The sequence below is a fragment of the Streptococcus pacificus genome (assembly GCF_016481305.1).
Taxonomy (GTDB): Bacteria; Bacillota; Bacilli; order Lactobacillales; family Streptococcaceae; genus Streptococcus; species Streptococcus pacificus.
On the sequence record NZ_JAENBO010000001.1, the window covers coordinates 456,503 to 468,874 of the forward strand.

At 33.9% G+C, this 12,372-nt stretch carries 11 protein-coding genes; 10 read left to right on the forward strand and 1 reads right to left on the reverse strand.

What is annotated here, in order from left to right; all coding sequences use genetic code 11:
• Window positions 1–25 precede the first annotated feature (25 nt).
• The 10 genes from rfbB to pgfM1 all read left to right on the forward strand — a co-directional run bounded on the left by rfbB (window position 26) and on the right by pgfM1 (window position 11,681).
• The gene (gene rfbB / locus JHK62_RS02070) at window positions 26–1,072 is read left to right on the forward strand and encodes a dTDP-glucose 4,6-dehydratase (protein ID WP_199575019.1); all 1,047 of its coding nucleotides are present in this window, start codon (window positions 26–28) and stop codon (window positions 1,070–1,072) included.
• 198 nt (window positions 1,073–1,270) lie between these two features.
• Window positions 1,271–1,447, forward strand: coding sequence for a 30S ribosomal protein S21 (rpsU, locus tag JHK62_RS02075; RefSeq protein ID WP_000048058.1), 177 nt, complete (start codon window positions 1,271–1,273; stop codon window positions 1,445–1,447).
• A 135-nt stretch (window positions 1,448–1,582) separates the two neighbouring features.
• Window positions 1,583–2,851 (forward strand): bifunctional folylpolyglutamate synthase/dihydrofolate synthase, encoded by a 1,269-nt coding sequence (locus JHK62_RS02080; RefSeq protein WP_199575020.1) that lies wholly within the window; start codon window positions 1,583–1,585, stop codon window positions 2,849–2,851.
• Window positions 2,852–2,951: 100 nt separating this feature from the next.
• Window positions 2,952–3,869 (forward strand): UDP-N-acetylmuramate dehydrogenase, encoded by a 918-nt coding sequence (murB, locus tag JHK62_RS02085; RefSeq protein ID WP_199575021.1) that lies wholly within the window; start codon window positions 2,952–2,954, stop codon window positions 3,867–3,869.
• Between the two features lie 3 nt (window positions 3,870–3,872).
• On the forward strand, window positions 3,873–5,027 hold the full coding sequence (locus tag JHK62_RS02090; RefSeq protein ID WP_199575022.1) for an ABC transporter ATP-binding protein: 1,155 nt from the start codon (window positions 3,873–3,875) through the stop codon (window positions 5,025–5,027).
• Window positions 5,011–5,805 carry an ABC transporter permease gene (locus tag JHK62_RS02095; protein WP_199575023.1) on the forward strand — a complete coding sequence of 265 codons (795 nt, stop codon included), beginning with the start codon at window positions 5,011–5,013 and terminating at the stop codon, window positions 5,803–5,805. Before JHK62_RS02090 ends, JHK62_RS02095 begins: the two co-directional genes overlap by 17 nt.
• A complete protein-coding gene (locus JHK62_RS02100; RefSeq protein WP_199575024.1) occupies window positions 5,802–6,578 on the forward strand; it encodes an ABC transporter permease in 777 nt (258 codons plus the stop codon). The genes JHK62_RS02095 and JHK62_RS02100 overlap by 4 nt, the downstream gene beginning before the upstream one ends.
• Entirely contained in the window at window positions 6,571–7,644 is a 1,074-nt protein-coding gene (locus tag JHK62_RS02105) for an ABC transporter substrate-binding protein (RefSeq protein WP_199575025.1), read from the forward strand. Before JHK62_RS02100 ends, JHK62_RS02105 begins: the two co-directional genes overlap by 8 nt.
• 146 nt (window positions 7,645–7,790) lie before the next feature.
• A complete protein-coding gene (pgfS, locus tag JHK62_RS02110) occupies window positions 7,791–8,741 on the forward strand; it encodes a glycosyltransferase PgfS (protein ID WP_199575026.1) in 951 nt (316 codons plus the stop codon).
• Window positions 8,742–8,744: 3 nt separating this feature from the next.
• Window positions 8,745–11,681, forward strand: a complete 2,937-nt coding sequence (gene pgfM1 / locus JHK62_RS02115) for a glycosyltransferase PgfM1 (protein WP_199575027.1) — start codon at window positions 8,745–8,747, stop codon at window positions 11,679–11,681.
• Window positions 11,682–11,736: 55 nt separating this feature from the next.
• Here pgfM1 and JHK62_RS02120 read toward each other — a convergent pair whose 3' ends face one another.
• The gene (locus JHK62_RS02120; RefSeq protein WP_199575028.1) at window positions 11,737–12,225 is read right to left on the reverse strand and encodes a prolyl-tRNA synthetase associated domain-containing protein; all 489 of its coding nucleotides are present in this window, start codon (window positions 12,223–12,225) and stop codon (window positions 11,737–11,739) included.
• Between the last annotated feature and the right edge of the window lie 147 nt (window positions 12,226–12,372).

Consider the following 12,372-nt stretch of genomic DNA (forward strand, 5'->3'; position numbering starts at 1 on the left):
AAATTACTAAGGAGAATTTAAAAACATGTCAGAATTCAAAAATATCATTGTGACGGGGGGCGCAGGATTTATCGGCTCAAACTTTGTTCACTATGTTTATAACAATCATCCAGATGTTCACGTTACCGTTTTAGATAAATTAACCTATGCAGGTAACGAGAACAATATTAAGTCAATCCTTGGCGATCGTGTCGAGTTGGTTGTGGGTGATATTTCAGATAAGGAATTGGTCGATAAACTAGCTAGTAAGGCGGATGCTATTGTTCACTATGCAGCTGAAAGCCACAATGACAATTCACTTAATGACCCAAGTCCATTTGTTTATACAAACTTTATTGGTACTTACACTCTTCTTGAAGCAGCTCGTAAATATGATATTCGTTTCCATCATGTTTCAACAGATGAAGTTTATGGTGATTTGCCACTTCGCGAAGACTTACCAGGTCATGGAGAAGGGCCAGGTGAAAAATTCACAGCTGAAACCAACTACAATCCAAGTTCACCGTATTCATCAACCAAAGCGGCATCTGATTTGATTGTTAAGGCATGGGTTCGCTCTTTTGGTGTTAAGGCCACCATTTCAAACTGTTCAAATAACTATGGTCCTTACCAACACATCGAAAAATTTATTCCACGTCAAATTACTAATATCTTAAGTGGTATCAAGCCTAAATTATACGGTGAAGGAAAAAATGTTCGTGATTGGATTCATACCAATGATCACTCAACTGGTGTTTGGGCTATTTTAACCAAAGGTCGTATCGGTGAGACTTACTTGATTGGTGCTGATGGTGAAAAAAATAATAAGGAAGTCTTGGAATTAATTCTTGAAAAGATGGGACAACCTAAAGATGCCTATGACCATGTCACTGACCGAGCAGGGCACGACTTACGTTATGCCATTGATTCAACAAAATTACGTGAAGAACTTGGCTGGACACCAGAATTTACTAACTTTAGCCAAGGTCTCGAAGAAACGATAAAATGGTACACTGATAACGAAGATTGGTGGAAAGCTGAAAAAGAAGCAGTTGAAGCAAAATACGCTAAAACACAAAAAGTGATTAAATAATAATAAAACCTGTCAATGACTAATTGATGGGTTTTAAAAATCAATAAAATATTAATCTTAAGACTCAGTTTTAAATTATTGATTTTTTTAACCAAAAAACTAAAAATCTACCATAAAAAGCTTGACCAGTCTAAGGATTTCAAGTATAATGACTAAGAACGTGAAAATGTTACTTTGAAATTGAGGGGAGTGAAAATAATGTCAAAAACAGTAGTGCGTAAGAATGAATCACTTGACGATGCTCTTCGTCGTTTCAAACGTTCTGTTACTAAAGCTGGTACTCTTCAAGAATCACGTAAACGTGAATTCTATGAAAAACCTTCTGTTAAGCGTAAACGTAAATCAGAAGCAGCTCGTAAACGTAAGAAATTCTAATAAATGATTAAGCTTTGCTTACATCAGTAAACAAGATTACTAAGTTACAAAATCCTTAGTAGTCTTTTTTTATCAAAAGACTGATTACTTAATCATACTTATATGAATAGAAATAAAAGATTCAAGGATAGTAAAATGAATTATAATGAAGCTGTTTCATGGATACATGGTAGACTTAGATTTGGTATTAAACCAGGTATTAAGAGGATGAAATGGGTCTTAAATGAACTTGGGAATCCTCAAAATTTTGTGAAAGGTATTCATGTTGTTGGAACAAATGGCAAAGGGTCAACCGTTAACTATTTAAAAGATATTTTTAGTGATGCTGGCTATAAGGTGGGGACCTTCGTCTCACCTGCCCTAGAAAACTTTAGAGAGAGAATTAGTATTAATGGTCAAATGATTCCAGAAGCTGATTTTCTAAAACTTGTGACTATTGTTAAGCCAATCGTTGAGCGACTTCCTAAAGAAACTGATCTTGAAAATGCAACTGAATTTGAAGTTATCACTGTTTTAATGTTTCTTTATTTTGGCAAAATTAATCCTGTTGATATTGCAATCATTGAAGCAGGACTTGGAGGATTACATGATTCAACTAATGTATTTAACCCTTTAGCAGTTATTGCCACTTCAATAGGCTTAGATCATCAAAACATTTTAGGTCAAAGTTACCAAGAAATTGCGCAACACAAGGTGGGAGTTTTAAAAGATAAGGTACCTTTTATTTTCGCCTCAGAATTACCTGAAGTTAAAACTGTTTTTTATCAAAAAGCAAAAGAAACAAATAGCCCTGTTTACGAGTTAAACAAAGACTTTAAGGCTTTTGGTACCAGTACTTCCTTTGACTTTTCGTGGAAAAATCAAGAAATCACATCGATTTCACTAGCTATGAGTGGTCAACATCAGGTTTATAATGCTAGTTTGGCCATTATGTCTTCTTTATTATTAAAAGATCATTATTTAAAAATTAATGAATCAGGCATTAAAGAGAGTTTAAAAAATAGCCGTTGGGCTGGAAGAACAGAAGTAGTAGGTAAGTCTATTCTAATTGATGGTGCTCATAACAATGAAAGTGTTTCTGCACTCATTTCTGTCCTTAAGGAAAGCTATCAGGATAGAAAAATTCACGTCTTGTTTGCTGCGATTGATACAAAACCAGTTGACAGTATGCTTAAACAACTGTCTGTTTTTGAAGATATTACTGTCACAAGTTTTAAATTTTACAATGCCATAGCTCTTGATGACTACCCTTCTAACTATCAAAGAGTCAAAGATTATCAAACTTGGTTAGAGAGAGTAAAATCGGCAAAAGAAGATGATTTGTTTGTTATTACCGGTTCACTCTATTTTATCTCGCAAGTTAGACATTTTTTAATGACTGGAAATGATGATTTAGAGATTTAACCCTTAAAACTCAAAATGTCACCTATCGTCAAAGAGATTAAAGTCTGATATAATGATAGTTAGTAACATTTACAATTAACAAAACGAAAAAGAGATCATTATGAAACAAAAAATACAAGAAGCTTTAAAGGGTATCGATATTCGGTTTGACGAACCTCTAAAAAAATATACCTATACTAAAGTTGGTGGAGAAGCTGATTATTTAGCATTTCCAAGAAACCAAATAGAGCTAGAAAAAATTGTTCGCTTCGCAAATACTCATTCCATTCCTTACCAAGTCTTGGGTAATGCTAGCAATATCATTGTTCGAGATGGTGGTATTCGTGGGTTTGTGATTATGTTTGACCGTTTAAATCTTGTGACTGTTAGTGGTTACGTGATTGAAGCAGAAGCGGGAGCGAACCTTATTGAAACGACTAAAATTGCCAAATTTCATAGTTTGACAGGATTTGAATTTGCTTGTGGTATTCCAGGAAGCGTTGGTGGTGCTGTCTTTATGAATGCCGGCGCCTATGGTGGTGAAATCGCTCATATTTTACTATCAGTTAAGGTCTTAACAAAAGAGGGCGACAAAAAAACGATTCAGGCATCTGATTTAAATTTTGGCTATCGTTCTTCAGTGATTCAACAAAATGGCTATATTGTTGTTTCTGCTAAGTTTGCCCTAGCTCCTGGCGATTTCAATCAAATTGACAATGAAATGAAACGTTTAACCCACCTTCGTCAGTTAAAACAACCTTTGGAATACCCATCTTGTGGCTCTGTTTTTAAAAGACCACCAGGTTATTATGCCGGTCAATTAATCATGGAAGCTGGTTTGAAAGGTCATCGTATAGGCGGTGTTGAAGTTAGTAAGAAACATGCTGGTTTTATGGTTAACGTTTCAGAGGGGACCGCAAAAGACTATGAAGATTTAATTCACTATGTTATCGATCATGTAAAAGATAACTCTGGTGTTACATTAGAACCCGAGGTACGAATTATCGGGGAAAAAGAAAAAATTATGGAGGATTTATGACCGTTGACTCATTCAATTATAGAATTCAAAAATGTTAGTAAAACATTCGAAGACAGCCAAACTCAAGTTTTAAAAAATATCAATTTTGAACTTGAGGAAGGCAAATTCTACACCTTATTAGGCGCATCAGGAAGTGGTAAATCAACCATTTTGAATATTATTGCAGGTTTACTTGATGCCACTAGTGGAGATGTTTATTTAGATGGTGAGCGTATTAATGATGTTCCAACTAATAAAAGGAATGTTCATACCGTGTTTCAAAATTACGCTTTGTTCCCTCACATGTCAGTTTTTGATAATGTGGCCTTTCCTTTAAAGGTCAAAAAAGTCGAAAAAGATGAGATTAAAAAACGTGTTTTAGAAGTTCTAAAGATGGTTCGGTTAGAAGGATTTGAAAATCGTTCAATAAAAAAACTATCTGGTGGTCAAAGACAACGTGTTGCAATTGCAAGAGCTATTATTAATGAGCCAAAAGTAGTTCTTTTAGATGAACCTTTATCAGCGCTTGATTTGAAGCTTCGTACTGAAATGCAGTATGAACTACGTGAACTACAACAACGTTTGGGCATCACTTTTGTCTTTGTCACTCATGATCAAGAGGAAGCTCTTGCGATGAGTGATTGGATTTTTGTAATGAATGATGGTGAGATTATTCAATCAGGAACACCGGTTGATATTTATGATGAGCCAATTAATCACTTTGTCGCAACTTTTATTGGTGAATCAAACATTATTCCTGGTATTATGGTTGAGGACTATTTGGTTGAGTTTAATGGTAAGCGGTTTGAAGCTGTTGATGGTGGTATGAGACCTAATGAACCTGTTGAAGTCGTTATTCGCCCTGAAGACTTGCAAATCACTCTACCTGAAGAAGGTAAATTGCAAGTTAAAGTTGATACTCAACTATTTCGTGGTGTTCATTATGAGATTATTGCCTATGATGAACTTGATAACGAATGGATGATTCACTCGACCAGAAAGGCTATCGAAGGGGAAATCATTGGTTTAAACTTCACTCCGGAAGATATTCACATCATGCGTCTCAATGAAACTGAAGAAGAGTTTGATGCTCGTATTGAAGAATATGTAGAAGCTGAAGATGTTGAAGAAGGACTCATTAAGGCAATTGAAGGAGGTAAAAATGAAGAAAACCTCTAGTTTTTTCTCTGTTCCTTATCTTCTTTGGATTGTGTTATTTGTCATTGCACCAGTTATTCTCATTGTTTATCGCTCTTTTTTTAACAGTGAAGGACAATTAACCCTAGCAAATTACCAAACATTTTTTTCAAATGGCACTTATCTTAAAATGAGTCTTAATTCTTTATTTTATGCAGGTGTTATTACTCTGATTACTTTCTTAATTAGCTATCCAACAGCTTATTTGTTAACAAAACTAAAACACAAACAACTTTGGTTAATGTTGATTGTATTGCCGACCTGGATTAACCTTCTATTAAAAGCTTATGCATTTATGGGAATTTTTGGTCAACATGGTGGGATTAATAGTTTTCTAACCTTTATTGGTGTTGGTCCCCAACAGATTTTATTTACTGATTTTTCATTTATTTTTGTGGCTAGTTATATTGAACTACCTTTTATGATTCTACCAATTTTTAATGCTTTGGATGACATTGACCCTAATCTTGTTAATGCAAGTAAAGACTTAGGAGCAAGTAGCGTTCAATCATTTAGACAAGTCGTTTTCCCGCTTTCGATGAGTGGTGTTAGAAGTGGTATTCAGGCTGTTTTTATTCCAAGTTTAAGCCTGTTTATGCTGACACGTCTTATTGGTGGTAACAGAGTCATAACACTTGGTACAGCTATAGAACAACATTTTCTGACTACTGACAACTGGGGAATGGGGTCAACCATCGGTGTTGTTCTTATCATAGCCATGTTAGCAACGATGTGGGTGACAAAGGAGAGACAAAAATGAAAAAATTTGCAAATCTTTATTTATTCTTTGTCTTTTTAGTGTTATATCTTCCTATTGTTTATCTTATATTCTACTCATTCAATAATGGTGGAGATATGAATGGGTTTGAAGGGTTTACACTTGAACACTATGCCACTATGTTCTCAGATCAGCGTTTAATGATTATTTTGGTTGATACTTTCTTACTAGCATTTCTAAGCGCCTTGATTGCAACAGTTATTGGAACGTTCGGCTCAATTATGATCTATCAACTGCGCTTAAAACATCAGAATCGCTTTTTATCACTTAACAATGTCTTAATGGTTGCTCCAGATGTGATGATAGGGGCTAGTTTCTTAATTCTATTCACCTATCTTGGTTTCAACCTTAGCATGACGTCGGTATTACTTAGTCACGTTGCTTTTTCTATTCCAATCGTTGTTCTAATGACGTTACCGAGACTTAAAGAGATGAATCAAGATATGGTTAATGCCGCTTATGATTTGGGGGCAACAAAATTTCAAATGATGAAAGAAGTGATGTTTCCCTATCTAACACCAGCCATTATAGCAGGCTATTTTATGGCATTTACTTATTCGTTAGATGATTTTGCTGTTACTTTCTTTGTCACTGGTAATAATTTTTCTACTTTATCTGTAGAAATTTATTCACGAGCAAGAAGAGGAATTTCCCTAGAAATCAATGCTCTATCAACCATTGTCTTTTTGTTTAGCATTTTACTAGTCATCGGATATTATATGATTTCACAAGAAAAGGGGGAAGACCATGCGTAGACTTTATGTTTTTTTAACTGGCATCGTGGTTATTATTGGGATTCTCTTAGGCCTTTCTCTTATTATGAAGCATGAATCCGGTGGAAGCCAAAATGACAATAAGCTAGTGATTTATAATTGGGGTGACTACGTTGATCCAGACCTACTAGAAAAATTTACAGATGAGACTGGTATTAAAGTTGAGTATGAGACTTTTGATTCTAATGAAGCCATGTACACTAAGATTAAACAAGGTGGCACTTCTTATGATATTGCTATTCCAAGTGATTACATGATTGATAAGATGATTAAAGAAGACCTTATTGTAGAGCTTGATAAGTCAAAAATAACAGGATTTGAAAATGTCGGTGATGAGTTTTTAGATAAAAGTTTTGACCCCAAAAATAAATATTCTATTCCCTATTTCTGGGGAACAGTTGGTATTGTTTATAATGTCAAAATGGTAGAAGAAGAACCAAAACACTGGGAAGACTTATGGCGCAAGGAATATCAAAATGATATTATGCTTGTTGATGGCGCCCGTGAAGTGATTGGCTTTGGTCTAAATACCTTCTCTTATAGTTTAAATACCAAAGATATGGGCGAACTCAATCAAGTTGTTGAAAAATTAAATGAATTGACTCCCAATATCAAAGCTATTGTTGGCGATGAGATGAAAGGTTACCTCATTCAAGAAGACGCAGCTATTGGTATCACTTTTTCAGGAGAAGCGAGCGAAATGTTGGATGCCAATGAAAACCTTCGCTATATTGTACCCAGTGAAGGGTCAAATATTTGGTTTGATAACATTGTCATTCCTGCTTCAGTGGAACATGAAGAGGCAGCTTATGCTTTTATTAATTTTATGTTAGAACCTGAAAACGCTGCTCAAAATGCCGATTACATTGGTTATGCTACGCCAAACCTAAACGCTAAAGCTCTTTTAGATGAAGAGGTTAGAAACAATGAGTCCTTTTATCCAAGTTCTGAAACAATTGACCACTTAGAGGTTTATGATAATTTGGGCCAAAAATGGCTTGGCATATACAACGATTTATATTTACAATTTAAAATGTATCGCAAATAAAAATAGTCTGCAATAGACTATTTTTTTGTGAGCTTTTCGCTGCTTAACCTCTTGCAATCATAGAAATGACAGCCAAAATATGATAAAATAATGAATAGTTAACTGTTAAAAGACTAAATAAGAGCGACAACTTACTGGAGAAAAACATGAAATTATCAGTCATTATTACTTTCTATAATGAAGAAAAAATGATAAAAAAAACTCATCAAGCCATGTCAGACCAATTAAAAGAAATGGTCAATACGGCTATTGATGATTATGAATTAATTTATATTGATGACGGTAGCACAGACACTACCTTTTCGCTAATGAAAACTATTGCAGATACTGATGATAAGGTAAAATTTATCCGTTTTAGCCGTAATTTTGGTCGTGAGGGTGGTATTCTATCTGGGTTTCAATATGCAACAGGAGATGCCGCTATGGTCATGGATGGTGATTTACAGCATCCACCAAGTCTAATACCATTATTTGTTGCTGCTTATAAAGAAGGCTACGATATTGTGAGTGGGCAAAGAGACCGTCAAGGAGAAGCTCTTTTTGGCAGTATTTTTGCCAAACTATTTTATATGGTTTCAAACCGTCTCATGGATGTGCATCTAACAGATGGTAAGTCAGAATTAAGATTGTTGAGTAGAAGAGCTTATCAAAAATTTATTTCTTTACCAGAGTATAATCGCTTTAATAAAGGACTTTATGAATGGATTGGCTTTAAAGAAAAAATCATTCCCTATCAAAATCAGGTCAGAGAAGAAGGAAAAAGTAAGTTTGGCTTTCGAAAATCTCTTAATTATGCCATCCAGGGTATTATTTCATTTAATGATAAACCCTTAAGAATTTCAATTCAATTTGGCTTATTTAGCATTTTTTTAGCCATTTTATATCTTTTATTTGAATTATTTAGATACATCCAACATCCAGACACAGCTGTAAGTGGTTATTTCACAACGATTGCAGCCATTATTCTCTTTAGCGGTGTTCAACTAATTTCTATTGGTATTTTAGGCGAATACATTGGAAAAATATATTATGAAGTGAAAAAAAGACCACATTATATTATTAGTGAAACTAATATTGAAGAAATAAAGAAGGAATAAGCAATGAATCAAACGACTCATCAAAAGAGTTTTCTCAAAAAAGTATATCAAGAGTATCAACCCTTGATTCAAAAGCATAAAAAAACAATCACCTACCTTTCAAGTGCTATACTACCAATTTTGGTGATGCTTATTGTCTGGTTCTTTATGGGGGCTTTTCCGTTTGGTAAGAAAACCTTGATGGCAGTTGATTTCGGTCAACAATACATTAGTTTTTACGGTTTCTTAAAAGAAACAATCCTAACGGGAGATTGGTCTGCATTTTTCTACTCGTTCACCAAATCTATCGGAGGACCGATGATTGGTATTCTAGGATACTATCTCATTAGTCCATTTAATATTTTTTATATTTTATTACCCTTGTCTCAATTTAAATGGGCTGTTTTTTTAACGATCCTTTTAAGATATGGCGCTATTTCCTTGAGTTTTAGTCATCTTTTAATTAAAAGGTATAAGGGCTTGCAAAAGAAAGCTTGGCTGGTCCCACTTTTATCACTATCATATGCCCTTTCAGGCATGTTAGTGTCATATCAGATGAATGTGCTATTTTATGATGCCATGTTCATGCTTCCTTTAGTTATTTTGACACTGGAAGAAACTTTAGATGGTAAAAGGCCATTTGGCTATATACTAACCTTAGCCTTAACCATGTTTTTACAGTTCTATATGGGCTATATGATCTGTTTATTTGTGGTTTTATATGCTTGTTACTATTTATCTCCTAAACTAGCTACTAAAGAGACTTTACGAAACAGGTTAATCGCTTTCTTTCTGCCATTATTTAAGACAGCTTTTTATTCCATTTTAGCAATTGGAAGTGTTTTTGTGCTTTTATATCCTATTTTCTTAAATCTATTAGAAAGTAAAGGAGCGATAGGAGGCGCCTTATTATTTAGTTGGGATTTTCAAATTAATCCTCTCGACATCTTATCAAAGCTGTTTGTTGGTGGTTTTGATGATAATTCATGGTCAAAAGGTCCGAGCCTTCCAAACATTTACGTTGGGGCCCTATCCTTGATTAGTTTTTTCTTTTACTTTAGACACGTCAAAGACCATCTTTATCAGAAAATTGCTACAGGACTTGTTGTTAGCATTTTCCTTATCTCATTTGTAAATGAATTCACGAGTAAAATTTGGCACATGGGCCAAAATCCAGCTGGCTTTTTCTATCGCTTTTCTTGGATTTTTTCATTCTTTATTATTCTAATTACTTATAAAGTATTAAAAACCGGTGTAAAAATTAGCACAAAAGAATTGATTTTAGCACTTGTTATCGCTTTAGCTAGCGTTATCTATGTAGTGAGTCAATCTTATACTTATATTGCACTTAAGCAGGTTAAGGCTATCACTAGTTTTGTTGCCGAAAATCCTAGGCTAGTAATATTTTTACTAACTCTTATCCCTTTAATAAGTAGCTATTTTATTTGGCTTAAAAAAGAATATTCTGCTTTACAGCGCATCATTTTGATAATAATAGTAGCATTAACGATTCCAGCGGAGTATTTTTTACTACTTAAGGGCTTTCTACTGACACAAGTAGTCTTGACACTATTTACCTGGATTCTTGTGTTACTTCTATATTATTTTGGCCCAAGTCGTTTGCTTTGGACACTTATCTATGGTGTGACAATCTTTGAACTAGGTCTTAATGCCTATTTATCACAATATACGCTTTACTATGCTGATGCAGATAAATTTACCGATGCCACTATATCGGTAAAAGAAGTAACAGACAAAATTCAAAAAGAAAGTAAGGTTGGTTTTTATCGAATTGGAACAACATTTTCCTATTCAAGAACAACACCAAGTCTGGTCTCCTATCCTGGCTTAAGCAGCTTTAGTTCCAGCTTGGAGCGCTCAACCATGGATCTCTTTTCTTACTTAGGTGACATAGGGGTTAACGCCTCGACACAATATACTAACGGGACACTATTAACCGATGCTTTATTTGCAGTCAGATACTATGTTGATGTAAAAGATCATACGCAAGAAGAAATAGACGAGCATCCTGAAAAAATGTTTTTCAATAAGAATTCTAGTCGTTTTGATTTAACCAGTTACTATCACAAAATTGATGAAAATGACCGCTACCTTGTCTACGAAAACCCTAATGTTTTTTCAGTTGCCTTTGGCACAAATAGTGTCACTCAAAGTATTTTATTTGGATTAAACAATCCTATTGCCAACCAAAATATTATTTTAAAATCAATGGCAGGTACCGATACAAACTATTTTGAACAATTTAGCTTTTCAGATATTGAAATTGAAAATATGGAAAAAGTAGATGGTCCAAACGGGCAACCCGTTTACAATCGTATTGACAAAAATCAACTAGGAATTATTAGATTTAAAATTATTCCAAAGAGCTCATTTACTTATTATTTCCTAACTCCTTCAGGCTTGGAAACAAAACGTGACAATCTTTCAATTTTATTAAATAATAAGTGGCTAACTAATCAAAAGTCATATTCTCAAAAGCAATTATGGCAATTAACTCATAATACTGAAGGACAAGAGACTGTTCTTGAAATGCGTTTTTCTGACGATGAGGTTTATATTGAAAATGCTGGCCTAGTAAGGGCTAATAATGTTGAAATTGAAAAAATACTTGCCGACAGATTAAAACAAAGTATGACTGTTACTGAATGGACAAATACAACCATTAAAGGATTTGTTGATATTACTGATAATAGTGATGTCATGATGACAAGTATTCCTTATAGTTCAGATTGGAACGTTACTGTTGATGGTAAAAAAGTTGAAACAACAAAAGCTTGGAACAGTCTTTTATCATTTCCTATCACCTCAGGAAAACATACCATTGAGATGCATTATTCACCTAAAGGTTTAAAAACTGGAATAGCAGTTTCAGCCTTATCAATTAGCATGATTTCTTTCTTGTGGTACAAAGATAAAAAATCTCCTCATTCTTATAAATAAGAGTCAATTAAAAAGGCCGCCACTTTTTGTGGTGGCCTTTTGATATATTTTCAAGTTACAAATCAATAATCTCGACAGGATTTCCTAAATGTTCTATAAAAGTGAGTAAATCCTTAGTAGCAATGAAAAGTGTTTTGGTATTAATAGTTGGGTGAAAGCTCATTATTTTTTCAGACATAATCTCACGATCAAAATAAACACGAATATCATGCTCCTTATTAAATAGTAAGCCAAAAGGAGAAACAACGCCTGGTTCTAATGACGTTTTTTCATCAATGAGTTGCTCAGAAGCTAATTTAATTCTTTTTTCTTGAATGATTTCTTTAAAATGATCTAAATTTAAGCGTTTTTGATCATCCATGACCACTAGATAAAAAGCAGTTTTTTTCTTATTGGTCAAAAAGAGTGTTTTTGTTCGAACACCTTCAATTCCTTCAATGAAAGAGTCTGCTTGTTCTGTGGTTAAAGCAGGTTCATGAGAAACAATATCATAGGGTAATTTTAAGCTGTCTAGTTTAGTTATTAATTCTTGATATAATGTCATATTAACCTCCTTTTAGTTCAACTCTTTTCTAATATTATTGTAGTTCTTTTCTAATCTTTCAGCAAGTTTTAAAAGCTAATCTTATTAAAAATATCTTATGGTATAATAGGGTAAGTATTCCAAACTGATTTTTATAAGGAAGTATTT